Origin of the sequence: Arcanobacterium pinnipediorum (assembly GCF_023973165.1) — a bacterium.
GTDB lineage: Bacteria > Actinomycetota > Actinomycetes > Actinomycetales > Actinomycetaceae > Arcanobacterium > Arcanobacterium pinnipediorum.
In genome coordinates, this window is record NZ_CP099547.1 from 1,194,304 (window position 1) to 1,220,052 (window position 25,749).

25 protein-coding genes, 2 tRNA genes and 1 pseudogene are annotated in these 25,749 nt (G+C 51.2%); 6 read left to right on the top strand and 22 right to left on the bottom strand.

The features are described 5' to 3' along the window. The first annotated feature begins 8 nt into the window (after positions 1 to 8). The gene (locus tag NG665_RS05275; RefSeq protein ID WP_252672625.1) at positions 9 to 818 is read left to right on the top strand and encodes a hypothetical protein; all 810 of its coding nucleotides are present in this window, start codon (positions 9 to 11) and stop codon (positions 816 to 818) included. Here the strand turns inward: NG665_RS05275 and NG665_RS05280 are convergent. The 6 genes and pseudogenes from NG665_RS05280 to NG665_RS05305 all read right to left on the bottom strand — a co-directional run bounded on the left by NG665_RS05280 (position 813) and on the right by NG665_RS05305 (position 6,026). Next, the gene (locus NG665_RS05280; RefSeq protein WP_252672626.1) at positions 813 to 2,417 is read right to left on the bottom strand and encodes a terminase large subunit; all 1,605 of its coding nucleotides are present in this window, start codon (positions 2,415 to 2,417) and stop codon (positions 813 to 815) included. The genes NG665_RS05275 and NG665_RS05280 overlap by 6 nt on opposite strands. A 71-nt stretch (positions 2,418 to 2,488) precedes the next feature. Beyond that, positions 2,489 to 2,683 (bottom strand): hypothetical protein, encoded by a 195-nt coding sequence (locus tag NG665_RS05285; RefSeq protein ID WP_252672627.1) that lies wholly within the window; start codon positions 2,681 to 2,683, stop codon positions 2,489 to 2,491. Continuing rightward, the gene (locus tag NG665_RS05290) at positions 2,680 to 2,862 is read right to left on the bottom strand and encodes a DUF6900 domain-containing protein (RefSeq protein WP_252672629.1); all 183 of its coding nucleotides are present in this window, start codon (positions 2,860 to 2,862) and stop codon (positions 2,680 to 2,682) included. Before NG665_RS05290 ends, NG665_RS05285 begins: the two co-directional genes overlap by 4 nt. A gap of 101 nt (positions 2,863 to 2,963) precedes the next feature. Further along, a complete protein-coding gene (locus NG665_RS05295; protein ID WP_252672630.1) occupies positions 2,964 to 4,214 on the bottom strand; it encodes a site-specific DNA-methyltransferase in 1,251 nt (416 codons plus the stop codon). After that, positions 4,189 to 5,375, bottom strand: a pseudogene (gene metK, locus NG665_RS05300) (methionine adenosyltransferase). The gene NG665_RS05295 and the pseudogene metK overlap by 26 nt, the downstream one beginning before the upstream one ends. Positions 5,376 to 5,453: 78 nt before the next feature. Next, on the bottom strand, positions 5,454 to 6,026 hold the full coding sequence (locus tag NG665_RS05305) for a P27 family phage terminase small subunit (protein ID WP_252672631.1): 573 nt from the start codon (positions 6,024 to 6,026) through the stop codon (positions 5,454 to 5,456). 92 nt (positions 6,027 to 6,118) lie between these two features. Between NG665_RS05305 and NG665_RS05310 the strand changes: the two genes are divergently transcribed. Further along, on the top strand, positions 6,119 to 7,027 hold the full coding sequence (locus NG665_RS05310) for a hypothetical protein (RefSeq protein ID WP_252672632.1): 909 nt from the start codon (positions 6,119 to 6,121) through the stop codon (positions 7,025 to 7,027). Positions 7,028 to 7,169: 142 nt separating this feature from the next. On the opposite strand, the gene NG665_RS05315 is transcribed toward NG665_RS05310, so the two are convergent. Beyond that, entirely contained in the window at positions 7,170 to 7,508 is a 339-nt protein-coding gene (locus tag NG665_RS05315) for an SH3 domain-containing protein (RefSeq protein WP_252672633.1), read from the bottom strand. A gap of 39 nt (positions 7,509 to 7,547) precedes the next feature. Continuing rightward, the gene (locus tag NG665_RS05320) at positions 7,548 to 7,925 is read right to left on the bottom strand and encodes an HNH endonuclease (RefSeq protein WP_252672634.1); all 378 of its coding nucleotides are present in this window, start codon (positions 7,923 to 7,925) and stop codon (positions 7,548 to 7,550) included. Between the two features lie 375 nt (positions 7,926 to 8,300). Between NG665_RS05320 and NG665_RS05325 the strand changes: the two genes are divergently transcribed. Continuing rightward, entirely contained in the window at positions 8,301 to 9,611 is a 1,311-nt protein-coding gene (locus NG665_RS05325) for an ISL3 family transposase (protein ID WP_252672635.1), read from the top strand. A 51-nt stretch (positions 9,612 to 9,662) separates the two neighbouring features. On the opposite strand, the gene NG665_RS05330 is transcribed toward NG665_RS05325, so the two are convergent. Together NG665_RS05330 and NG665_RS05335 are read right to left on the bottom strand one after the other, a co-directional pair. Beyond that, positions 9,663 to 9,842 carry a hypothetical protein gene (locus NG665_RS05330; RefSeq protein ID WP_252672636.1) on the bottom strand — a complete coding sequence of 60 codons (180 nt, stop codon included), beginning with the start codon at positions 9,840 to 9,842 and terminating at the stop codon, positions 9,663 to 9,665. Positions 9,843 to 10,402: 560 nt separating this feature from the next. Further along, a tRNA-Ala gene (locus tag NG665_RS05335) sits at positions 10,403 to 10,478 on the bottom strand. A 74-nt stretch (positions 10,479 to 10,552) separates the two neighbouring features. Here NG665_RS05335 and NG665_RS05340 point away from each other — a divergent pair. Then, complete coding sequence (locus NG665_RS05340; protein ID WP_252672637.1) at positions 10,553 to 11,287, top strand: HNH endonuclease family protein; 735 nt, start codon at positions 10,553 to 10,555, stop codon at positions 11,285 to 11,287. Positions 11,288 to 11,325: 38 nt separating this feature from the next. On the opposite strand, the gene NG665_RS05345 is transcribed toward NG665_RS05340, so the two are convergent. Then, the gene (locus tag NG665_RS05345; protein WP_252672638.1) at positions 11,326 to 12,672 is read right to left on the bottom strand and encodes an LssY C-terminal domain-containing protein; all 1,347 of its coding nucleotides are present in this window, start codon (positions 12,670 to 12,672) and stop codon (positions 11,326 to 11,328) included. Between the two features lie 950 nt (positions 12,673 to 13,622). Between NG665_RS05345 and NG665_RS05350 the strand changes: the two genes are divergently transcribed. Further along, a complete protein-coding gene (locus NG665_RS05350; RefSeq protein WP_252672639.1) occupies positions 13,623 to 14,933 on the top strand; it encodes an ISL3 family transposase in 1,311 nt (436 codons plus the stop codon). A 232-nt stretch (positions 14,934 to 15,165) separates the two neighbouring features. On the opposite strand, the gene NG665_RS05355 is transcribed toward NG665_RS05350, so the two are convergent. The 6 genes from NG665_RS05355 to nadD form a co-directional block, all read right to left on the bottom strand. Beyond that, positions 15,166 to 15,333, bottom strand: a complete 168-nt coding sequence (locus tag NG665_RS05355; protein WP_252672641.1) for a hypothetical protein — start codon at positions 15,331 to 15,333, stop codon at positions 15,166 to 15,168. A gap of 38 nt (positions 15,334 to 15,371) precedes the next feature. Then, a tRNA-Ala gene (locus NG665_RS05360) sits at positions 15,372 to 15,447 on the bottom strand. Positions 15,448 to 15,521: 74 nt separating this feature from the next. Continuing rightward, the gene (locus NG665_RS05365; protein WP_252672642.1) at positions 15,522 to 16,178 is read right to left on the bottom strand and encodes a histidine phosphatase family protein; all 657 of its coding nucleotides are present in this window, start codon (positions 16,176 to 16,178) and stop codon (positions 15,522 to 15,524) included. Positions 16,179 to 16,187: 9 nt separating this feature from the next. After that, complete coding sequence (gene rsfS, locus NG665_RS05370; protein WP_252672643.1) at positions 16,188 to 16,658, bottom strand: ribosome silencing factor; 471 nt, start codon at positions 16,656 to 16,658, stop codon at positions 16,188 to 16,190. Positions 16,659 to 16,713: 55 nt separating this feature from the next. Then, a complete protein-coding gene (locus NG665_RS05375) occupies positions 16,714 to 17,835 on the bottom strand; it encodes a prolipoprotein diacylglyceryl transferase (RefSeq protein WP_252672644.1) in 1,122 nt (373 codons plus the stop codon). Then, entirely contained in the window at positions 17,828 to 18,568 is a 741-nt protein-coding gene (gene nadD / locus NG665_RS05380; RefSeq protein WP_252672646.1) for a nicotinate-nucleotide adenylyltransferase, read from the bottom strand. Before nadD ends, NG665_RS05375 begins: the two co-directional genes overlap by 8 nt. Before the next feature lie 168 nt (positions 18,569 to 18,736). Between nadD and trxA the strand changes: the two genes are divergently transcribed. After that, positions 18,737 to 19,102: a thioredoxin gene (gene trxA, locus NG665_RS05385; protein ID WP_252672647.1), complete on the top strand. Its 366-nt coding sequence runs from the start codon at positions 18,737 to 18,739 to the stop codon at positions 19,100 to 19,102. A 344-nt stretch (positions 19,103 to 19,446) separates the two neighbouring features. On the opposite strand, the gene NG665_RS05390 is transcribed toward trxA, so the two are convergent. The 5 genes from NG665_RS05390 to NG665_RS05410 form a co-directional block, all read right to left on the bottom strand. Further along, positions 19,447 to 20,397, bottom strand: coding sequence for an LLM class oxidoreductase (locus tag NG665_RS05390; RefSeq protein WP_252672648.1), 951 nt, complete (start codon positions 20,395 to 20,397; stop codon positions 19,447 to 19,449). A 366-nt stretch (positions 20,398 to 20,763) separates the two neighbouring features. Then, entirely contained in the window at positions 20,764 to 22,293 is a 1,530-nt protein-coding gene (gene obgE, locus NG665_RS05395; protein WP_252672649.1) for a GTPase ObgE, read from the bottom strand. Positions 22,294 to 22,390: 97 nt separating this feature from the next. After that, entirely contained in the window at positions 22,391 to 22,648 is a 258-nt protein-coding gene (rpmA, locus tag NG665_RS05400; RefSeq protein WP_252672650.1) for a 50S ribosomal protein L27, read from the bottom strand. A 50-nt stretch (positions 22,649 to 22,698) separates the two neighbouring features. Then, positions 22,699 to 23,004, bottom strand: coding sequence for a 50S ribosomal protein L21 (gene rplU / locus NG665_RS05405; RefSeq protein ID WP_252672651.1), 306 nt, complete (start codon positions 23,002 to 23,004; stop codon positions 22,699 to 22,701). A 156-nt stretch (positions 23,005 to 23,160) separates the two neighbouring features. Beyond that, complete coding sequence (locus NG665_RS05410) at positions 23,161 to 25,749, bottom strand: Rne/Rng family ribonuclease (RefSeq protein ID WP_252672654.1); 2,589 nt, start codon at positions 25,747 to 25,749, stop codon at positions 23,161 to 23,163.

Sequence of the window (25,749 nt, forward strand, 5' to 3'; positions counted from 1 at the left end):
ATAGAGAAATGAGCACTCACTCGATAGAAACGTTTTTGCTAGCCCCTGAACTATCGGGCAAAGCTAGTTCTGAGCACGTGAAAGCATGGCTGAAATACAGAGCAGGTGGCGGCGTAAAAGATCCTGACAGTTCCAAAGAGTGCCGAGACTTTTACCAGTTGATGTGGGGCTCCATGCTTGCTGGGATCGGCATGGAGCTAAGACCATGCCCAGAGAGGTTCAGTCAAAATCCCATCAAGTACGTGCAGGGTGACTGGATGTGTTCCGTCTGGAATACATTGAAGCAAGGTCTCCAAATCCAGTACGGTACATCCACGTGGTGGGCGAAGCCGCACATAGAGAACACTTTCAAAGGCAATGCTGTAACTGAACAGACTTTCAAAGCACTTTTGATCCACTTCGACGAGTTCACTGAGATACTTGCCGATAGCTCCCTTCAAGAGTTCGTTCGATCCGCATATACACTGGCAAACTTGATCGTTGTACCTGACGGTTTCAATTCGGCGCGAGCCCTACCCACAAAAGATTATTGGGACAAAACTCTTCGCTTATACTTCGAACACTTCAATCCGACTAAACCGCTCACTTACAAGTCTGCTTACGATGTCGGCACACCATTTCATCGGCTCATAAATGCGAGCCTTGAGAATGGTGATGCGTTGTTCTTGAGTGATTGGCTCGACGAGACCGGCTGTGTATTAAATCTCCCGTCAAACAAACCAGCATCCATTGAGGAATGGCGCGGCTTGCTCATCGAGATGACTAGAAGGATCGAATCCAGACGTAACCGAATGCGAGATCGTATCCCTAAGTCATAGAACAAGTATTCCTCGCGCGTCATAAACGCTGCCACTGACGTGTCCAGCGCCGCATCTGACTGCTCCGTCGAGGGGCATGATCGTAGCGACAACCCCGTCGATCTTCTCAGTGCTCTTTTGCTTGTCAGGCTTAATGTTGCCTGCCGGGTCGGTGCGCACGTGAATGTTGTCTACCATCCATGACAGCACTGGGTGGGCGCCATGGGCGAGCTTGCCTTCTAGGGCGAGTTTCATGAGTTCTTTTGATGGTGGGCTCATGTCTTTGAATCCTTGCCCGAAGGGAACGACGGTGAAACCGAGTCCTTCGAGGTTTTGGCTCATTTGGACTGCTCCCCACCGGTCGAACGCGATCTGCCGAATATCGAACCGTGTGCCTAGTTCTTCGATTAATGCCTCGATAGCACTGTAGTGGACGACGTTTCCTTCCGTGGTCTGCAGGAACCCTTGCTGTTCCCATAAGGCATAGGGCACGTGATCGCGAGCCACACGGAGTTTGAGGTTGTCTTGCGGTATCCAAAACCACGGCGCAATCACATACGATTCGTCACCTGTTTGGGGTGGGAAGACGAGGACGAATGCTGTGATATCTGTCGTGGAGGCGAGGTCGAGCCCGCCAAAGCAAACCCGGCCTTCCAGATCAGATAGATCAACGGACGCTGAGTTTTGGTTCCAGACGTGCATGGGCATCCACCGCACGCTTTGTTTGACCCATTGGTTGAGTCGTAACTGTCTGAAGGTGTTTTCTTCGGCAGGGTTTTGCTTCGCACTCGTGCAGGCTTGGCGGACTTTTTCGATCGGGACAGTGATTCCCAGAGACGGGTTAGCCTTCGCCCAGACCTTCTCATCTGTCCAGTCATCTTGCGCGTCGGCACCATAGATCACTGGATAGAACGTCGGGTCATGCTTTTTACCAGCAAGGATGTCTGTGGCTTTTTCATGCTGCTCATAGCAAATGCTATGGGTATCGGTTCCGGCGGTGGTGATGAGGAAGTACAACGGTTGGGTGCGAGCATCACCAGATCCCTTGGTCATAACGTCGAAGAGTGCCCGGTTGGGTTGGGTGTGGAGTTCGTCGAAGACGACGCCGGAGATGTTGAATCCGTGCTTCGAATACGCCTCAGCTGACAAGACTTGGTAGAAGCTGTTAGTGGGCTTGTAGATGATCCGTTTCTGACTAGCCAGAATCTTCACGCGTTTGGATAAGGCGCGGCTCATGCGGATCATGTCGGCTGCGACTTCGAAAACGATCGAGGCTTGCTGGCGGTCTGCCGCGCACCCGTAGACTTCGGCGCGTTCTTCCCCATCCCCACATGTCAGCAGTAGCGCAACAGCGGCAGCGAGCTCGGACTTGCCCATTTTCTTGGGTATTTCAACGTAGGCGGTGGTGAACTGTCGGTAGCCATCTGGTTTGATAGTGCCGAATAGGTCACGGATGATTTGCTCTTGCCAATCGATGAGCTGGAATGGTTTACCTGACCAGCGGCCTTTCGTGTGCTTGAGCGCTTGAATGAAAGCAACCGCGAAATCGGCCTTACGCCTGTCATAGCGAGAGCAGTCAGCCATGAACCGGGTTGGCGTGTATTCGGTCAGGGTTCGCATGCTAGTCGCCTCCTCCTGTTGGGCATAAGAATAGCCCCAGAGACCGGGGCGTGGTTAGAGCACTGTGCGGGTTAGATCAGTTCATCGAGTACGGCGTATTCGGCGCGGCGGGCTTCGAGCTGGAGGGCGATAATACTAGCATGGAAGGCGTTCTTTTCCCTGCCCAGCTTTGCCTTGAGAGCAGTGATCTCGGCTTGGCGGTGTTGCATGACCTCGATGGTGAGACCGTCCTTGATTGCTTGTTGATCGGTTTCGAATTCGGTCATCGTTGAAGGTGTTTTCCGAGCTGGTAGGCGGCTTCGAGCATGGCTTTCAAGCCCCACACGCTGACTTCGAGGAAATCCTCGCTGTCGCTGCGACGGACTTCAAGATCGCCTCGGTTTTGGATTTCGAGACTGTTTTGTTTGGCGATGTCGAGAAGCTGCACGGCTATTTCCTTGTTCATGACCATCCTCCCTAGCTGTTCGTGTTTGGTCATATGCATATAGCCATATCCTTGCGCGCTTATCCAGTACTTTTTGGCTTATGTACGAGGGAGAATAGCGGTCATGATCCTACCCGTTCAACGTCCTTGACCAGATCCAAATACCTGTACTGCTTACCGTCACGCACACAGGTAATACCAGCGGCGTCACCGGTGTGCTCAGCATAGCGGCGAAGAATAACGCTCGCGTATTTCTCATCGATCTCCATGCAATAGCAGATACGATCGGTTGCCTCGCACGCCATCAATGTCGAACCGGAGCCTGCGAAGGTATCGAGCACGATCGCATTCGCTTGGGTCGAGTTCCCAATCGGATATGCGAGCAGATCCAACGGCTTCGATGTCGGATGATCACTGTTTTTGCGGGGTTTGGCAAAGTTCCAGATCGTGGTCTGCTTCCGGTCGGCATACCAGCGGTGTTTACCTGTTTTCTCCCACCCATAGAGCACCGGCTCGTGTTGCCATTGATATGGAGATCGGCCAAGAACGAGTGAGTCTTTGACCCAGATGCAGCATCCGGACAAGTAGAATCCAGCATCGTTAAAAGCACGTCGGAAGTTCAGTCCTTCAGTGTCAGCATGGAAGACATACGCGCTCGCACCCTTCTCACACGCGCTTGCCATATTCGTAAATGCTGATAGCAGGAAGTCGTAGAACTTGTCGGCGGCCATCTTGTCGTTCTTGATGGACAAGCCTGAGCCTGATTCAAAGGCGACATTGTATGGCGGATCGGTGAGCACGAGGTTCGCGCGCTTACCACCCATCAAAGTCTCGACGTCGTCAGTGCTGGTGGCATCGCCGCACACTAACCGGTGGCGGCCTACCGTCCACACATCCCCACGCTTAACGAACGCGGCGGCTACTAACGCTGCGGTGAGGTCGAAATCATCATCTTCAACCTCGCCTTCATCCAACGAGCCGATGAGTTGAGCGATCTCGGCGTCGTCAAAACCAGTCAGTTCCGCATCGAAATCACTCGCGTCAAGATCGGCAATCAAGAGGGCGAGTTTATCGTTATCCCATTCGCCACTGATCTTGTTGAGCGCAATGTTCAGGGCTTTCTCGCGGGTCTCATCCAGCTCAACAACAATCACGTCAACGTCCGTATGTCCAAGGTCTTCGAGCACCTTCAAACGCTGGTGCCCACCCACGACATGCCCAGTGGTTTGGTTCCAAATGACAGGCTCAACATACCCGAACTCGGTGAGTGACCGCTTGAGCTTCTCATACTCGACATCACCGGGCTTCAGGTCCTTGCGGGGGTTGTAGTCCGCGGGTTTCAGCTCACTAATCGGCATTGTTTTCATAAGCATACTTGGTCACCGCCTTCTCTAGCGCGTCAACGTGAGCGAACGAGTTCTCCCAATGCAGGCCCGCATGGCCGAAGTGCCCATAGGTTGAGTAGCGGGTGTAGCCGGGTGCTCGCAGACCAAGAGCATCAATAATCGCACCGGGGCGAAGCGCGAACACCTCGCGTGCAGCACGGGTGAGCATCTCATCGCAATACTCACCCGTGCCAAGGGTGTCGATCGTAAACGCCACCGGGTTGGCCTTCCCAATCGCATAGCTGATCGCCACCTGGCACTCAGCTGCGAGGTGGGCATCAACAATGGTTTTCGCAATCAGACGCGCCATATAAGCACCCGACCTGTCAACCTTGGACGCATCCTTACCACTAAACGCTCCACCACCATGCGGGCCAAGACCACCATAGGTATCAACCATGAGCTTACGCCCTGTCAAACCGGTGTCAGCCTTCGGGCAACCCACGGTAAACATGCCCGACGGGTTAATAAGAATCTCGGTATCAGCACCGATCGGCAAATACGGCTTACACGCCGGGCAACAATCAAAGTTTTCACCTCAGCCGCAAGCTCATCCAGATCCTTGGCTGGATCGTGTTGGATGGAGACCACCACGGTCTCGATCGCTACTGGCTGCCCAGCCTGGTCATAACGAACTGTCACCTGCGCCTTACCATCGGACTTAATACCAGCAATAGTACCCTGCTTGCGAGCATCGTCAAGACGACCACAGATCTCATGTGCGAGCACGAGCGGCAACGTTTAACGTTGAGGCGTTTCGGCTGTGGCATAGCCGTAAACTGTGCCTTGGTCGCCAGCGCCTTGGAGTGCGAATTCGGTGTCGTCACCGAAGCGTGCCTCAAAGGATTTGGAGACTCCTGCGTTGATGTCTGGTGATTGGCGGTGTGTCCAAACAAGAACGCGGAACTTCCACGGCTTATAGCCCGCCTTCACTAGCGCGTAGCGCACCGATTCACGGATGCGGGGACGTACCTTCGTCGTGATCTCGCCCGTGACAATAATCCGATGACCAGACGCCTTAACCTCCACAGCTACACGCGCAGTTGGGTCGTCGTAGAGAATATCATCAAGGACCGTATCGGCGATTCTGTCGCAGAGCTTATCAGGATGGCCGATACAAGTGGCCTCAGCAGTCTTCGTAGCAGACATACACACACTCGCTTTCAAAGAAACAGGGCAGAGCAAAGCGCCCACCCGTAAACACAGGCAGGCAAAAGAAAGAAAGAGCTAGGAGCGGGCTTTGAGGAGCTGTTCCATCACGTCATCACCAGGAGCGCCGCCCGAATAATCACTCGTGCACGTAGCACGCAAAATCTCGTAAATCTCATACCAATACACATTCGCTTGCTTACCAAACGACTGCGACATAGCAACAAACGGAGACGCGATCGCAGCACCCGTCGTCGGATGTTTACCGAGCAGACCGAACTTCGAAATCGCCTGCTCACACTGCACATACCGAGCAAACGCCCGCGCATAAGATTCAATCAAGCGCGGGGCCACAAACTGTGAACAGCCACGGGCATCGAGCCACTGCCACGTTTCTCGATAGACCAAGTCAGCGCCAAGCGGTTTACCATCACCCTGAACCTCAGAAAGATAATCCGAGGGTTCGGGCATTGTCTCCCCAGCAAGTATCGCACCATCACCAATATCGCTGCCTTCAAAATCAAAAGGCTCATTAAGCGGATCTTCAAGGCGGGTCGTATTACGTCCTGCTGCGAGCTTCTCATTCAACGCATCAGGCTTCGCACCTGCGCGCACGCGGCGGCCACCTCGGTTGGTGCCGTCTTTCGCCATGATGCATCTCCTTATCATTGGTCGATACGGCCTTGAATCGGAGGCCAGGAGTGGCACCCCACTGCCTGTTATTCCTATTTTATAATGGATGTATGTGTTTAGAGCGTGACATTGACTTCGGGCGTGCGCGTCGTATGCGCTGCGGACGGTGCGGACACGAAGAACTCGTTAGCCATGACTGGGTGGAAAGCTGGGAACAAGGCAAGGAATTCTGCCCTGGCTGCGGAATTGACTGCACCGAAGAAGACCGCGCTCGCCCCACATACGAACCGGATGATCCATCGATCGTCGACGAATCTGTCAGCCAGATGTTCTGGTACCACACCAGCACGATCCCTGACTGGCCACAGAAGGACTTCGATCCGCGGGAGAAATTAACTCCAAAGACCGTTCAACGCATGACGAGAATGTGCGGTATAGGAGCTGTCGACCGCTGGGTTGAACAACAGAAATCCAAAGCACTTCACCTCGGCACCTACGAAGCAGCGATCGAGAACATGCTCAGGCGCATGGGTGACCAACCAGAGGGCGATGTCCCGTTCTATCTGTACCGAGTAGTGCTCGACGATGCTGCATGCATCGAGCCGGGAATTCATTGCGAGCCAACGAACTTGGTCGGTGATGCACTACCAAAGGAGTTTCTGAGCCCAGGACATTCCGTCTACCGCTACGTCAACGAACACGAGGATGAAGGTAGCATTTCGTTGGCTCTTACCGCAGACGCGATTACGTCGGTATCCAGTATTCGAATACCCGTAGCGGCCAATGTGCCAGCTAGGCAGAGGGAACGCCTGTTTACGTGGCAGGACGTTCAGATGAAGGTCGAGAAAGCGGGTGTACCTGACCGGGTACGGCACCGTTTAGCAGGTGCGTTCAGGGCCGTGAGCGCAAGCAATACCTACCCTCTCAATCTGGATCTACTCGACGGGCTGGTTGACCTCATCCAATATCCCTCTCATGTCCTCGCGCTTCTTGATTCCGTGAAGCCCCGACTCATCTGAGTCAGCACCCCTGGGTCAATACCCTGTTTGATTCGTTCATTTTACGCACGGTTGGCCCCGCCCGCTGACCTTCCCAACACTCGTAGAGATCGAGAGCCCCAACCCCTCACTAAATTCTTGGCTGTGCCAAGCTTTTCAGCTGTCAGTTAAGCTGGTCGAGGCTGCGGTTGGGGATCCATCCTTCTTCACCTCGATCGTTGCGACACCACGACCACCCTGATTGAGCGTCGTTATGAATGCGCTCAACGCGTTCACCAACACGAGCTGCTAATTCAGTGGTGTCATATGGTCGAATCACAGTCGCATTGTTGCCATCAATAGCGAGATGTCGAGCTGGCACCCAGCCGGAACCCTTGTATGCGGTGACGAAAACGAATTCAGGCCAGTCACTTGTGCGGTGCTCGACGACGACCTCATCATCGACTTCCACCCGCAATGGTGGACGGTTCGGGATTTGGTGATCACAGGTCAAAACAAACATGTAACAATTATCTTGCACCGATAATTGACTGGCAAGGACTCAATACGTGTAAACCCGCGATGCTTGCCTCCAGCGGTCGTCATCGAGCGCGCTCTGGCGTGAGTGGCGGGGCTTGCACAAGCTCCGCAGGTTGTCGAAGTCGTGGGTGCCGCCGTGTTCAAGCGGGAGCACGTGGTGGACTTCCTGCACGGGTGTGTACCGACCGGCCTCGAGGCAGTCTTCGCAGAGCGGGTGCTGGGCGACGTAGGCAGCGCGGATCTTACGCCACCGCGACCCGTAGCGGCGGTTGATCTTCGGGTCGCGCTGGTACTTGCAGTAGCGTGCGTCTTCCGCCTTGGCATGGGCCTTGCAGAAGCGTTCACGGGTCAATTCAGGGCAACCAGGGTGGGAGCACGGGGACGCTGGTTTAACTGGCATCGCTTTTGCTCCTTTCCTGAGCATGGTGAAGCCCCAAGCTCCCGATGCTGGGTTCTTGGGGCTTGTCCTACTTTTCAACCACCTACATCGTCTCATAGGAAAAGGCGCATATGCATCCGCCGTTCTTGACACCTTTTAACGCACTGGGTGCACACCTATAGCCGTCCATACAGTGCGGTCGCGAGACGAGCCAAGGCGCGCGGCTTCTTTTGGTAGGCGGTGGTGCATTCGACGTAGAGATGGTTGCAGATCTGCTGAACCGCATCCTCTTGGGTTCCTTCGCCGAAGAAGAACGCTTCCAGCACTAAACGGGCTCTTCGGATTTTGGCGGGGTTAGGGGATGTGAAAGTGGTGAAGATAGTTCATGCTTAGAGTGTGAGCAAAAAACCTGAAACTATCTTCACCAGTTCTGATCCTAACGTAATCGTGGCTCGTTTGCTGAGTTTAAAAGATGTTGTGCCTGTGGCTTATCATCGTCACGGACCACACCAGTCAATCGAGATCGAGCAAGATCTTAACACCGTGGTGTGTCCTCGATGCAAGGTACGGGCACGAGTCAAGGATAGGCCACGAGTTCCTTATATCGATCTGCCCGTTTACGGACGCCCCATGGGTTTGATCTGGCGTAAACACCGCTGGTATTGTCCTAACCATCAATGCGATATGGGGTCATGGACAAGCCAGGACAAACGCATTGCTAGTAGACACTGTCGGTTAACGACCAGGGCAGCTAAATGGGCGACCAGGCAAGTAGGAATGGGACGGACAATAAGTGAAGTCGCTGCCGAGCTGGGCTGTGATTGGCACACGATTAACCATACCGTGACCGTCTACGGGCAGGCCTTACTTGATGCTGATCGTAAACGTTTATCTCAAACTCCTGCAATCGGTCTTGACGAGACAAGTTTCGTTCGTTTGAACAAACGCCCTACCCAATATGTGACCACGCTATGCGATGTAGCCAACCACCAGATCATTGATATTATTCCAAGCCGTAACTATGTTGAGGTTGCCCGTTTCCTTCACCGCTTCCCTACCTATTGGAAACAAGGAATCAGCTATGCCACACTCGATATGAGCCCGGCCTACCGGGCTGTTTTCAACGTGGTCACACCACACGCTACCCAAGTCGCTGACCACTTCCACGTCATCACATTAGCTAACCGAGCCCTTGATCGTGTACGCCGGCGTGTTCAACAACAAACACTTGGACACCGCGGACGAAAAACCGACCCGCTCTACCGTATAAGACGCCAACTTGTCTACGGACAAGAAAAACTCACCGATAAAACACAACATCGGATCGAATCACTTTTACGCTTAGGAGACCCTCATGGTGAAGTCGCTATCGCTTACCGTGTCAAAGAACGCCTCCGAAATTTCTACGCTCAAGACAACATCACCACCGCTCAAACCATGCTTGATCAACTCATCAACCACACCAGCCAGGACTTCATGCCCCAAGAAATCCAACAACTTAGCCGAACACTTAAAAACTGGTATCACCAGATCCTGGCCTACCACCACGCCCGCCTATCGAACTCGATCACCGAAGCCATGAACAACCTCATCAAACGCATCAAAAGAATCGGCTACGGATTTACCAACTTCACCAACTACCGCATCAGATGCCTCCTCTACGCAGGCAAACCCAACTGGCGACTCCTCAACACAATCTTCCCCTAACCCCGCCAAAATCCGAAGAGCCACTAAACGGTCGTCCTCGGAGATGATTTCCTATGCTGGGAGGAACCAGTCCATGTATTGACGCGCCTCCACATATCGTGCCTTGTAGGTATCGATGCGTTCGATCGTGGCCATGATCCTGTTCTCGCTTGCGTGGAGATCGCCTGATAGCGGCGTGCCGTCTATTCTTGGGGACGCTGGGCTGGCCACTGAACTAACTGAAACATTCATTTTATCGACTGGTTTCTTTGGACTTCAGTGTTCTGAGAAATCATTTGACTACATTTCCATCAAGATCTTGTACCCCGATTTGAAATCCTAAAGAACTACCCAAGCGCCGCAACTCAACAAACTGTTAGTAACGCTGATATCGCAAACTTCATGATCACGATTACAGATGAAAATATTCGAACGTTTTCCAAACTGACATCCGACATGTTCAAGATGTTGAATGCCAACGCACTTGAAAAACGGAAATTGATCGAACTGCGCGATTGGCTTCATCCACTATTGATGTATGGGCAGGCAGTTATCAGGGTCTACGCTTTTATCGGATCTGCGCCAGTGATTCTTCCTAGAACAAATCAGGAAACCTTTTGACGCCCTCGGGCACTCAGGCCGTCCGGCCGCCCTCCAAGGATTCAGATCGGCCCTAACCGCGCCTCCCCAACGAGCACTGCACCCACCGGAAAAACAGAAAACCGCTTGAAAGCCGCGTAGTTCCAAAGAAAACACGACCCTCAAGGGGTTTATCCCGCGCCCAAATTTATGTATCAAAATGAGCGTCTTAATGGTGGAGCATAGGGGATTCGAACCCCTGACCTTTTCATTGCGAACGAAACGCGCTACCAACTGCGCCAATGCCCCGTAACACAGACATATTACCAAGTTTTTGTGGATATATAAAATTTCGAGCCAATCATATATGAGAACATGAGTACATGAATCGAACGCTAGGCAAAAGAACGGTACAGGCATTGATCTGCATATTGTTCGGCTGGCTCACTATTCCGGGCATAGGGCCAGATATCTTCACACTTGAAGAAAATCTTGGATGGAAAGTTGGTCCAGATCAGTGGCGTGGCCCGCTGTCCGTTGAACCAGATTACCGCATCACCGATCAAGAATTAGCCACCTTGATCGAGGCTATCTCCACACGTTCAACTACACCAATTCCCGAATATAATCGCACCGAATTCGGACCGGCATGGTCCGACGTCGATCACAACGGTTGCGATACCCGCAACGATGTTCTTGCTCGCGATCTTGACGACGTCGAATTCAAGCCTGGAACCCATAATTGCATCGTTATGCGCGGAGATTTTATCGAACCCTATACCGGGCTACATACATCATTTCAGCGTGGCCAACATACTTCCACACTTATTCAAATTGACCACGTCGTTGCGCTCGCCGATGCCTGGCGATCTGGGGCATGGTCGTGGCCAGCACATAAACGCGAACAGTTCGCAAATGACCCGTTAAACCTACTTGCCGTCGACTGCGATCAAAACCAGGACAAAGGTTCGGCAAATGCTGCTCAATGGCTTCCCGAAAATAGGAGTTTTCACTGTAGCTACGTAACTCAGCAGTTACGCGTAAAAGCTAAATGGGGATTATCGATGACGCAACGCGAACGATTAACTATCGAACGAATTCTCTCTAGGTGTGGCTGAGCCTGCCGGAACTGAGCCACACCCGACCAGATAAAAAGTTACTTTCCGCGAGTAACATCTCCACGGCGCCGAATAGAGTAGACCCATTCGCGTACTGAAGGCGCAGAGAAAACCAACACTAGTAAAACGGACATTCCTGCTTCGATATACAATGGATAATTAGTGGTTTGATTCCCCCACAATAAAATCATTTCGCCAGTCGCAGCGAGCGAAGCAATGATCAGGAATACTAGTCGTGGCCACCGGTACTGCCGAATTGTTAAGACCAACAAAACAAAACACATGACGACGACGATGATTGCAGAAATAGCAAGCACTGCTCCCTCACTCAGGCCACCTTGCGGCAACGACCAGGTTTCGACAGCAAATAGTGCCAATAACGACACACATAGTTGCAACACCAACAAAAGGCCAACGAACATCAATGATTTCGGCGGCAATTTCTCATTCAAGAACTCATTGCTCGTATCAAGGTCAAGATAATCAGCTTGATCGAGATCAATACCTGCCGCCACTGCCCTGCTATGTGCACCGCTCACATCAAGAACCGGCATATCGCCGTCAGTCATCACTGAGTCACCGCCGCCATTTTGATCATGGAACGGAGTGGAGAAATTTTCAATAACTGATACGCCTGCGTCTTTATCGTGATATCGCACTGTGTCGATGACGTAATCACGTTCCGCATCCACATCCGCATCAATTTTATGGGTGATTTGTAACGTCATTGTTGACAGTCCAACGGCACGGTCATACGTTCCAGCAGCTAACCAATCTACGCTTCGGCCACCGGGCAACTTCCAACCATCAGGCACTTTCCAAAACCGAATGTGGTGACGCTGAGCCGCGTTTCCATCGACCTCTTGTTGGTAAGCGAAATCATGGCGATTGCCAAACAAGAAAAGATCCGAGACCGGTGCAGCTGGATAAGACTTGCGGGTAATCGAAGAGCGCACAATGCCCAGCGAGGAGCGTAACGTAATCTCATCCGCTTGAATCCATCCAGCCCGGCGCATTGCGGCATGAATATCATCGGCCGAACCATTTACGGCAAGATTTACCGGGTCTCCCAGCAAGCCATCGGCAGTTTTAGTCCGCGCCATAAAGTAGTCTGGCAAATACCAGGTAGTAAACATCTGGTGGAGCCGAGGTAACGCAAAATAAGTTAATAGAAGCCAGAAAACGATCAACGATACAACAGCTTGCCAACTAAAGGTCAGCCCAGAAAGAAACAGAAGAAGGACGAACCAGAAAGTCAAAAATAATCCATAAGCAGCAAACGCACTGTCAACGAAACTGTAGAGTCGTTTGCGCGTTATAGTCTTTACTGGTTGTCGAGCCTGATAAACCGGTGGTTTATGCGGTTGTAGATAGTCTTTGGCCATGCTGACTCCTAAAGATAATTACAAAATTAATTATCGACGATCTACTTCTGCATTAAGAACCGAACCGATAATATTTCTCCTCATCCTACCAGTTACCCCCTCCATATTTTCCCAAATCAGGAGATTCATTAGGTAAAACCGACTCTTAGTGTTTTAGCAGGGTTAGAGGAAGACATTGCTGCGGACTCGCCAGTTGAGTTGGCGGTGTGAGGTAGTGAGCGGGTGTAGTAGTTAGCCGGAATGGTAGTTCTCAGCCTCTGGGGTTGCGGTGCTTAACCTGGATTCTTCTTTCTGCTCCATGGGAGGATAGCAACCTATTCTCCTTACCTTTCTTCTCCTTGCCAGCTCTGAGCATATCGTCCAAACACCCGGTTATCCTAGCTACTACCCGATAGACACTGTTTCCCCCCTGCCAACCAACCGGCAACGACCCATAACTACTGTTTTTATGCTGACCACGCCACAAACAGCATTTATCCCGCCTGCCTACCCTCAGCAATCTAGTTAAATAACCATATCCAGCCAACTAAACCAGATTTTATACTGAAATGTCGGTTTTCTAGGGTTGGTGATGAGGTTTGCCTGTTTCAAAACCGGGGTATTTGGGGCGATGTCCCCGTATATGAGGACATCGCCCCAAATACCCCGGTTTCGGCACAACTTATAGTCTTATCCAGGCCGAAGCCATGCCAGATGGTAGATGAAATGGGATATGGAAGGATCGGCCGGTGGTTGAAGCTGGATTTGGAGGGATTGACTGGTAGTTGTAATGAGGTTTATTGATAAGACTCGCAAAAGTAACCGTTGACCTGGTATGAGATAGCTATTTCAACATCACGACCCGCTATACTAAACATACTTCCGAGTTAGAAGCAGCGGCATTTTCGGCTCTTCGCGTTTTAGCGGGGTGTGGAGATGCAGAAGTGGTGAAGGTAGTTCATGCTTAGAGTGTGAATCAAAAACTTGAACGTACCTTCACCGCTTATGATCCTACCGTAATTCTTGCTCGGCTTGTGAGTTTGAAAGATATTCGCGTCTTGGCGTATCACCGTCATGGCTCTCAACAGGAAATCGAAATTGAACAAGTCCTTAAGAGACCAACATGCCCACGTTGTGAAAGTCTTGCACGCGTTAAAGAAAGGCCAAGAGTACGGTATATAGATTTACCTGTCTATGGTCGGTCTATGAGCTTGTTATGGCGTAAGCACCGCTGGTATTGTCCAAACGTTGCATGTGATGTTGGTTCATGGACAAGTCAAGATAAACGTATTGCTGCTCAACGTTGCCAGATGACTACCAGGGCAGCTAAATGGGCGACCCAGCAAGTAGGCATGGGACGAACAATTAGCGAAGTCGCAGCTGAACTTGGTTGTTCTTGGCACACAGTCAATGATGCAGTAACTATGTATGGTCAAGTGTTACTACAAGCAGACCGTAAGCGTTTAAACAAGACTCACGCAATCGGGCTTGATGAAACAAGTTTCGTTCGCATACAAGGACACCGCACAAGTTATGTCACTACGGTATGTGACGTCGAGCATCATCAAATCATTGATATTATCCCAAGCTGTAACTACATAGACGTAGCCCGCTATTTAAAAGACCAGCCCAACGCTTGGAAAGCACGAATCCGCTATGCCACTTTAGACATGAGCCCAACATACCGTGCTGTGTATAACGTGGTATTACCCCAGGCAACTCAAATAGCTGATCATTTCCATGTGATTACGTTAGCCAATCGTGTGTTAGATACTGTACGTAGACGCGTACAAAATCAGACCTTGGGACACCGTGGGCATAAAAAAGATCCTTTATACAAGATTCGGCGTTTACTGACATATGGTAGTGAAAAACTACTGCCAGCAATGGTCCAGCGTCTAGAAAGCATGCTTGTGTTAGGAGATCCTCACGCTGAAGTAGCGATTGCGTATCGGATAAAAGAACGCTTACGAGAGTTTTATCAGCAAACAGATCTTGGTGTTGCGACCACCATGCTTGCAGAATTGATACAAACATGCCTGGATGTGGCTATGCCCCCAGAAATTCAGCAGCTAGGACGCACGCTACAACGATGGCAGCTTCAAATCTTGGCGTATCATCAAACGCATCTTTCTAATTCCATCACCGAGGCGTTAAACAATCTCATCAAACGTATTAAACGTATCGGATTTGGGTTCACGAATTTCAACAACTATCGCATTCGTGCATTACTGTATGCCGGTAAACCTAACTGGAGACTGCTGCATAATATCTTCGTGTAACCTGTTTACCAGTGAGAAGATCACAAGGCATTTTCTATCATCGAGTGTTGCTCGCACTAACACCAACGGGTTAACAAAGACAATGTATGTTGCTTACTTTTATATAGTTATTCCGGGCCACTAAAAATCTCATCACCACCACATTAACGCCAACGAAAACACAGCTGCTAACTTTAAAATCACTACACCAGCACCTGATACTAGGCCAGTAAACCCACCGAGTAACAACGTTTCACCCCGCTAAAACGCGAAGAGCCGCATTTTCCCAATCACGCGCACTAAGATCTGAAACGCCAATAAGATGCGAAGCACCGATAAAACGCAACGCGATACCAAGACCCGAAGCACCACAAAGCCATCCGATTGATCTGTAGCCACCCAGGTACAGGAACGAACACATAAAACAAATGCCGACCAAGCAAACTTGGTCGGCTTTATTGGTGGAGCATAGGGGATTCGAACCCCTGACCTCTTCCATGCCATGGAAGCGCGCTACCAACTGCGCCAATGCCCCGAAGAACGAATTTAATCTTAGCCAGTTATGCTACAAAATGCCAACTAGCACGTTACACTAAGGCGTGAAACAAATCACTGCGAACTTGACACCAGTGTTCCTGCGCTGAATTTCCACCTATTCCACGATTTCACCCGATACTGCGGGTGAGAATTCGGCCGGATAACAAGCTCTGCCCAATGGCAATTATCAGGGCCGTGGAGCATAGTCCACTCGGAAGGGTTTTGCCCCATCAACTTCGTAACCCCATTAACTATCGCTGAGCCATGGGAGACGAAAAGGAGAATATGGTCTTCGTCGTCGGCTTGGGCCCACTGCACATATTCTTCGATCGCCTGTGCCACACTTAGCCCATTGGCGTCCCTGGTCTGGACGCCGGCAACATCTGGCTCAATACCTGCTCGCCATTTCTCCCATGCTTGCGGATATGCAGCGTGAATCTCGGCGGAGGTCATTCCTTCCCACATGCCGTATCCGCGTTCTCGCAATCGCTGATCTGTTTCGACCGCCAATCCAGTTATATCCCCGACAGCTTGCGCAGTTGATAGCGCACGTTGCAAGTCTGAGGAGATAATTCGGGTGATAGCAAAAGAATTTAATTCGCGCGCAACTTGCCGTGCTTGTTCGAAACCGACGTCGTTAAGCGGAGTATCTTGAGTACCTTGGATACGTAGCTGTGCATTGTTGGCGGTTTGGCCATGGCGCAAAAGCAGGATTCGGTTAACCCCCACGCTACGGCCCTACGAAAGTTGATCTGCCGAGGTGGTTGCGTCATCTCCGGTTGCGTTATCGATACCGCCAGAGAAGTAGGCTGCGAGGGCTGATTCTTGGGCGGCTTCAGAGGCTTGAATATCCTCCGGAAGCTCGATAATCGGGCAGTCTCCCCACAGCTTTTCGAGGGCATAAAATTCGCGATCTTCATCTTGTTGGACGTGGACCATGAGAATACCAAAGTCAAGGAGCACCCAGTGTGCTTCACCTTCCATGCCTTCGCGCCGCTTGCGCCGGCAACCTACCTTGTGAAGCGCTTCTTCAACAGCGTCGACGATGGCGCGCACTTGGCGTTCGGTAGAACCTGAGACGACGAGGAACGCGTCAGTTAGCGCTAGGCGTTCGGCAACGTCGATCGCGGTAATTGAGGTCGCTTTGACGTCAGATGCTGCACGTGCAGCGATAATGGTTAGGTCTATAGCTTCTTGAGTTGCGCTCACTGGGTTCCTTACATATTTTGGATAGCTAACTATTGTGTGTAGAAGATTGGTCTATCTATAACAATAGTTCGGTAGTGTAGGTAGTTACTGATTGATCGGAAAACGAAGAGAATAATAAGGATTGAAGTCCAAGCCCGACGAGTATGCCTACTAGTGTTGCGATCAGCAAGAGCAGAATGTAGTTCAAAATCGTACGACGTGGGCTGATTTCTTTATCTAGATCGTCTTCTTCATAGTATGCCATGCTACCACGAGCATCGGGATCATCTGTTTGCTCACTGCTGGTAGGAGCTTGTGGAGCCTCTTTCTCAGGATCGGTGAGCTGGGCTAGTTCTTCTGCCTCGAGGTCTGCTCCTTCTGGCATAACAGAGGTGCGCGCGATATCCCCGGTGTTTAGTGCGGTTTGCTCATCTGCCGTAGGTTGACGGCGTGTCATTGATAATAGTCGCTCGCGCATCTGCCCATTATCGGCTGCCTCAGCATCATCTGCAGGCTCATCGTCTGAGGCATCTTGAGGTTGCGCCTCGTCTTGCGTTCCCGCCTCGCTCACCTCAGGTTGGACAACCTCGCTGGAGACCTCGTCAGCCTCTGCCTCTTCCTTGTGGGGATCAGCTGTCTCTTCGCTCATCTTGGGCTCATCGTGAGCTTGGGAGGTATCTAGGGCGGGCATGGTAGCTGATTGCTCATGATCTTCCGCCGAGCCTACCGCAGACTTTGCTTGAGTTTCTGGCTGGAGATCTTGGCCGGCGCCATCTGATTCCCCGGTATCTTCATCTGCCTTGTCTTGTTGAGCAGATAGCTGGGTTAGATCTGGTGCGCCTTGCGCATCGTCTTTTTGTTCTTCGTGGGAAAGCTTGAATCGTGCGAAAACCGATGTTCGTTCAGGCTTGCTCTCTGAAGGGTCTGGGGTATTCGTAGCTGGGCTGGAAGAGGTAGTTGGGGAAGAATCACTGCCCGCGCTGCCAGTAGTACTTTCTTCATGTGTGGCCTGCGAATCTTCGGTTACCGCAGCGAAGGTACCTGTTTCAGCTTTGCGGGCTTCGCGCAATTCTTTTCGTGAGGGACGACGCAGATGTAGTTCCGTTGTTTCACTGATGTTGACGCCATCAGCGGGACGGACGCTGAGCTTGCCCTGTTCCTTCAGCTGCCGACGACTTAATCGCGTTTCGTCACTCATGGCTTTCCATCCCTTTCACAGAATTCTTTAATTCATCTATTTGATCAGTATAACTGCCCGTGATGGGAGTCAGGGCTGTTGTTTGCGCTTCTTCTGGTCTATATAGATGATACTTGTTGATGTACTGTACTACTCCATCGGGAACCAAATACCATGCAGGCACCCCTTCGCGCACTCGGCGTCGTATCCCAGTAGAAGAAATCGCCATAGCCGGAATTTCTAGTAAAGAAACCCCATCTGTGGGCAGTCCGGTCATGTCGAGTTCATGGCCTGGCCTACTAACGCCAACAAAATGTGCCAGCTTCCACAGCTCTTGGGAGTCTTTCCATTGCAAGATTTGTGGCAAAACATCAGCTCCGGTGATAAAGAATAACTCATCGCCTGGATAGAAGTTGCGCATCTCACGCAACGTATCGACCGTGTAGGTTTTACCACCGCGGTCAATATCGACTCGCGAGACCGAAAACAGCGGATTTGACGCCGTAGCGATTACGGTCATGAGATATCGATGTTCGCCTAAGGAAATATGACGATCGGTTTTGAACGGGTTGTCACCTGCAGGCACAAAAACGACCTCGTCAAGCCCAAAGACGTGCTGAGCTTCTGAAGCCGCTACGAGATGCCCATGATGGATCGGATCAAAAGTTCCACCCATAATTCCGATACGCCGACGCGCCCTTGGGCTATGCGAGCCAGTGGGCGAGGCGGAGGATGCATATCGGGAACTGTCCATGAATATATGGTACCTGATCAGGCTGGTGACAATGAAAAAAGCAGGAATTCTCGTCCAAATTTGTATGCTAGAAACGAAATATTTCCACAGTGGGAATATCTGTAAGTTTTATGCGTTAAGGTTGATGTCAACACACTTAGTGATTTAACTCCAACGAAAGGTTCCCCAATGGCAACCGTTGAAATAACAGCCGAAAACTTCAAAGATCACGTCAAGTCTGGTATTACCGTACTTGATTTTTGGGCCGAGTGGTGTGGTCCGTGCCGTATGTTTGGCCCAACTTTCGAAGCTGTTTCTGAACAGCACCCTGAAGTTACCTTCGGAAAGGTGAATACCGAAGAGCAAACCGAACTTGCCCAAGCTTTCCAAGTCATGTCAATTCCAACGGTGATGGTATTCCGCGATGGTATTCGTCTCTTCGGTGGACCAGGCGCTCTCAACCGTGATCAACTCCAGGCTTTGGTTAAGCAGGCTAGCGAGTTGGATATGGATGAAGTTCGTGCACAACTTGAACAAGCTGATGCTCAGCAGTAAATACTGAGAAACAATCGTCGTTTCTGATGTGTTCACATCAGAGATGGGGTGTGGTCGTATAAGAGAGTCTAGCTCTCCTGTGCGACCACACTTTTTTATAATCTTCACCGTCACCTATCAGTGCGTCAGGATCTTTATGCCCGCCGGGTTCACTGGCACCTGAACCACAAGTAGCCGATTCGGTAACGCCGAGCCACTAAACATCCAATCGGGTAACACCTGAACCACAAGTATCCGATCCGGTAGCACATGCCCCACTAAACTCCCGATCCGGTAACACCTGCTGTTATTGGTGAATTTGCCGGTGGAGTTGGCCCGATTCTTTAGTTACCGCTTCGGCTAGTTTAGATAAGTGATTGAGGCTTGACTTCAACCCCGGCTCGCCCGCTCAATAACGGAAGCACCCCGCGAATGAGTGATCCTAAGTCTGTGGGTAGGGACGCTGGTAAAACTACCACGCCATCTGCAGCCCCCAAGCCTACCCATCGTTCGATTGAGTCAGCGACTTCGTGAACCGTACCAATAATTTTGGGCACGTCCGGGAAAAGTGGCACCCCAGTGATTGCTTCGATAAGGAGAGCGCGCTCGTGGGCGGCTTGTGCCGTTGCTGAAATTACGATTCCAATATCGACGACGACGGGGAGGTTTCGCCCCACTTCATGGGCGGCTGCACGAATACCGTAACGCAACCCGCGCGCTACATGCGGATCAGGTACCCGCAATCTGACCATATCGGCGAATTTTGCCACGCTAGCTGTCAGTTCCGCTGTTAGTGATTGTGCGCGGATATTGACGATTAATCCAACTCCGGCGCTACGAACATCGTGCATAGCACGACATAGATCATCATTAAAGTCAGTTTGGCCGTCAATAGTTATCGCCAATGATGCCCAACTGTGCGAAACAACGCCAACCGCTTCACAGCCTTGTGCGAGGGCTCGCGGATGTGCCTCAACCTCCATCACAACGCCTAGTCCAGGAATGGAGCATAATTGCGAACCGACACTAACAGTATCCATACCTAGTTGCCGATGGGCACTATCGGCAACAAACTCAGCCGATAAGGCTACGAAATCGAGCCCACCGCCAGCTGCCGCTCGCGTAGCTGCCGCCATCTTGCCGTAGTGGAATGGTTCGACGTCGATCTCAGTTAACGATCCGCACGTCTGGGCGCCTAGGAGCGAGAGGTCGATTCCCATCCATGCCGCTGTCGTATGCTCTAGTTGACTTGACTCATCATCTTGCATCTTTGCGTGCATCAGCGCTTGACGGCTGACATTCAAATCAATTGTCATGATGATCCCTCGCATACGATCATAAAGATAATTTCTCTAGGCCAATTGATTGAGCCCATTAATAGGAATGTACTCCCTTCACGGTTGTCAGACAACACATTCGCATTACTTTTCCTTGAATAACTCTTGACTAACGGGTGCTAAATTAAAACTTTTCCCCATAAAACCGCCAAAAGCAAGCTGTCGATTGAGTACAGTGAAATGCCACACGTTAATGCCAGAAAAGACTAAATTACGTCCAGATCTAACTTTACAAACCCAGCAAGTGCCTTATCTTACTATCTGCACATCGTGCTATTTATACTGAAATAGTTGAACCGGACTTAGATTTTCCTAGGTCCGGTTCAACTATTGCGGTATTAAAGATTAATCTTCGATGTGGTCATCTGGCTCAGTCCATACACCAGCTTGCCGTTCCATCCACAATTCCTGGCGTGCAGCTTCTTTAGCGTCCATCATCTCATAGTACTGACTCTTGCGTTCTCGACGTGTAGGTCGGCTTACCTCATCAAGGCGAATATCGGTACCACGCGGACTTAACAACTCTGCTCCGGTACCCATCGTAGGCTCCCAGTCGAAAATCATTCCGTCTTCTTCAGTGCCGATAACAACCATATCCCCTGCATGGGCTCCGGCTTTCATCAGTGCTTTTTCAACGCCTAAAATATTCAACCGGTCGGCCAAATAACCAACTGCCTCATCATTAGAGAAATCGGTTTGGCTAACCCAACGCTCGGGTTTCGAACCACGAATCTGGAAGAAGATCTTCTCCCCTTGCCGGCGCTGCGTAACCGTAAACGAGGAGTCTTCTTTCTTCTCCAACGGACGAATAATTGGGCGCTGAGCTTGCTGAGTAACTTCTTGGGCGCGAATATGCTCTACGATCTCCCCCAGCGCAAAACCGAGCTCACGCAATCCTTCACGCGATACCGCCGAGACACTAAAGACTGCCAAACCGCGTGCCTTCAACTCATCTGTAACAAATTCGGCGAGCTCACGTGCATCAGGCACATCAATCTTATTGAGTACCACGATACGTGGACGCTGCATTAACGGCACCCGTCCTTCGATCGGAGGAATCGTCTCCGAATACGCGGAAAGCTCGGCCTCAATAGTTTCCAGATCGCTGATCGGATCACGTCCTGGTTCAAGTGTTGCGCAATCAAGCACATGCACAATTGCGGCACAGCGCTCAATATGGCGCAAGAACTCATGCCCTAGGCCCTTACCTTGCGACGCACCTGGAATCAGACCCGGAACATCAGCAAGCGTATAACGCATCTGCCCAGCTTCAACAACACCTAAATGCGGAACAAGGGTGGTAAACGGGTAATCAGCAATTTTCGGACGAGCAGCAGACATCGCTGCGATGAGCGACGATTTTCCAGCAGAGGGAAAGCCAACGAGCGCCACATCAGCAACAGACTTCAGTTCAAGAACGACGTCGATCGCCTGACCTTCTTCGCCAAGTAACGCAAACCCGGGAGCTTTTCGTTTCGGGGAAGCAAGCGCGGCATTTCCTAACCCGCCTTGGCCACCTTCAGCAATAATAATTTCTACGTCAGCGCCGGTCATATCAGCCAATATATTGCCGTCTATATCTTTGACGACTGTACCATTAGGAACTTTGACAATCAGATCTTCACCGCGCTTACCATGACGCAGATCTCCGCCACCAGGCTTACCGTTAGTTGCCTTTAAATGCGGAGTGTGGTGTAATCCCAGGAGCGTTGTTTCTTGAGGATCAACCCGAAAAACGATATCTCCACCGTGACCACCATTTGCCCCATCTGGGCCACCCAGTGGCTTGAACTTTTCCCGGCGAACCGAAGCTGCGCCATTGCCTCCTTTGCCTGCCTGCAGGTGGAGAACGACTCGATCAATAAAGTTTGCCATGTGGATATGTTCCTTTAAAAGCTGATGTATAAGCACGAGAGGGTGGAGAGCCTATGCCCTCCACCCTCTCGAGTATGTCGTATGGGACTCGTGCCAATCAGGCCTGAGCCGCGACGATGTTTACAACCTTGCGATCACGGCGAGTACCAAACTCAACGTGACCAGTCTCAAGTGCAAACAACGTGTCATCCTTACCGCGGCCAACATTGGCACCCGGGTGGAAGTGAGTGCCACGCTGACGCACGAGGATCTCGCCTGCGTTAACAAATTGGCCACCGAAACGCTTAACGCCGAGGCGCTTTGCATTAGAGTCGCGACCGTTGCTAGTAGAGCTAGCGCCCTTCTTATGTGCCATGTCTTAGACCTTCTTCTTTTTAACAGCTCGTTAGACGGTAAGTTAAACGATCACTTAATGTCGGTGATCTTAATGCGGGTAAGCTTCTGGCGATGACCTTGACGCTTACGGTAACCGGTCTTGTTCTTGTACTTGATGATGGAGATCTTTGGACCTTTTTCATCGCGGACAATCTCGGCGCTAACCTTGGCTTTGATGCCATCGGCCGCTGAGGTGATCTTGTCACCGTCGACGAGCATGATCGGCTCTAGCTCGACCTTGTCGCCAGCTTCGCCTGCAATCTTGTCCACAACGACGACGGAACCGACAGACACCTTTTCTTGGCGGCCGCCTACCTTGACAATCGCGTAAACCACGTTCTGCTCATCTCTGTCGAAACTGATGCACCCGATTTCGGATGCCCTGAAAATTATTAGCGCGATAAAGCACGCCAGCAACTAACGATACTGAAACACTGGAGCTGATACAAGTTCATATCGAGCGATTCAGGCCACAATTCCTGGCATGCCTCCTCACTTCTTCAATGGAAAACTCATAAAAGTCGCTGTTGCCGGGCCAGTTGGAGTAATTGTTCCCGACGAGGAGACCCTGCGTCGAGTTTTCTTCACTGCTGGCTCTCCATCCGTGCCTGCCGGCTGCTTCTGACTAGAGGCCGCTGGTTGGTCTGGAGCGGAAGCTTGTGCGTTTGGAGCGGAATCTGATGCGCCTGGAGTAGCTTCAGCTATCTCTAGCGTGGGTTCTAGTTCCTTCTTAGAGGTTGCCTTCTTGCGGCCACGTGCGGTTGTGGTACCACTTTCAGACGATCTCGTAGCTGAATTCTTCCGTGGACGCCCACGTTTTGGCCGCGGTTGAGCTTCGACTTCCCCATCATGATCCAGCTCTGAATTCTGCTCTTGAGCTGAGGTGTCTACCTGACTATCAGATTCTTCATGCTTTGTGGTAGCAGCGGCAGCAATATTCGCTAGTGCAGCTTTGACCTCTTCGTGCTTCGGATCAGACTCCGCTACTTTAGCGCTGTCTTTTTTCTGCGATTCTTTCTTCGACGCACGCTGGTTTGACGGCATTTCTTCGTCTTTTTCAACTGGGTGATCGTGGGTGATATACCCGCGCCCCTCACAGCATTCACACGTGGTAGAAAAAGCCTCAACTAGGCCCTGCCCGACTCGTTTGCGCGTCATTTGCACCAAGCCTAACGACGTCACTTCGGCGACTTGATGGCGGGTGCGATCTCGACCCAGGCATTCGATTAGTCGGCGCAAAACCAGATCACGATTAGCTTCTAACACCATATCGATAAAATCAACGACGATAATGCCACCGATATCGCGCAACCGCAGTTGGCGCACGATCTCTTCAGCTGCCTCGAGATTGTTGCGAGTAACTGTTTCTTCGAGGGATCCGCCCGAGCCAGTGAATTTCCCGGTATTGACATCAATAACGGTCATTGCTTCGGTGCGATCAATAACTAAAGATCCTCCAGAAGGAAGGAATACTTTGCGATCAAATGCTTTTTGAAGCTGCTCATCAACGCGATTGTCCTGGAAGATATCCTTTGGCGAATCCCATTTTTCTAGCCGATCAACGAGTTCCGGCGACAGCTCTTCAACATAGTGCGAGATGGTCGACCACGCGTTATCGCCAGAGATCTTCAAGCTGCGGAAATCTTCATTGAAGATATCGCGCACTACTCGCACAGCCAGTTCTGGCTCGCCTTTGAGCAAAGTCGGGGCATTCTTCGAGGACTTCGATTTGCGCTCGATCTCTGCCCACGCCTTCATCAATCGCTCAACATCTTGTTTGAGTTGCTCTTCGCTGGCACCTTCTGCGGCGGTGCGCACAATGACGCCGTGTTCTGCAGGCACGACTTCTTTAAGTATTTTCTTTAACCGATTGCGTTCGCGTTCGGGAAGTTTGCGGGAAATTCCCGTCATTGCTCCACTCGGAACTAACACGAGATGGCGTCCGGCAAGAGTAATTTGCGCGGTGAGCCGAGCGCCTTTGTGCCCAATCGGATCTTTGGTAACTTGAACCAGCACCGGATCGCCAGACTTAAGCGCCTGCTCAATCTTGCGCGGTTTTCCTTCTAGTCCAGCCGCGTCCCAATTGACTTCACCAGCATAAAGAACCGCGTTTCGACCTTTGCCAATATCAACGAAGGCTGCTTCCATCGACGGCAATACGTTTTGGACCCGCCCCAGGTAGACGTTACCAACCATAGAGGATTGGGTATGCCGTGCGACGTAGTGCTCAACTAAGATTCCGTCTTCAATCACAGCAATTTGGTTAAGCCCGTCACGTTCGCGGATAAGCATGTCGCGATCCACAGATTCGCGGCGTGCTAGATATTCCGATTCGGTAATAGTTTGGCGACGTCGACCTGATTCCCGGCCTTCTTTGCGCCGTTGGCGTTTCGCTTCAAGTCGGGTTGATCCCTTTGGTGCCGTTACTTCATCTGCCACAGCTTCTGTGGAACGGCGTCGACGACGACGGCGCACTGCCGGCTCGTCATTTTCGGTTTCCGGTTCGTCAACCTCTACCTGTGCCGATTTAGTTTTCTTTGTTTTACGTGGCGCTGGGGATGCTTCGGCCTCCGCTACACCTTCACTATCTTCTGGACGAGGCTGCTCAACGGTTGTGGTTTCTGCTTCCGCAGCACGCCGACCTCCGCGTGTTCCGCGGCGGCGTTTACGAGCAGTATCTGCGCCTTCTTCTGTTTCTTCAGGCACTACTTCAGGCGCTTGGGCACTATCCTCAGCCACGGGTGCTTCTTTAACAGTTTTACGACTACGTCGAGCTTGCACAGCCCTAGTGACATCTGGTTCTTGGAACAATAGTGACGTCATCGGTGGAACTACTGGCACTTCAGGTACAACTGCTGGTTGTGTTTCTTCTTCGTGGCCAGCAAAGAAAACAATAGAAGTAGGTTTAGACGCTTTCGTTGTTCTCTTCCGAGGCTTTTTCGATAGCTCATCTAAAGATTGCGCAACAGATTGAGCAGCTTGTGCTTTGCGTTCTTTTTGTTTCACAGGCGTTTTACGACTGCGTTTGCGCGTTGTTCCATTTTCTTCTGGCACAACATTATCCATGGCTTCATCCGCCAT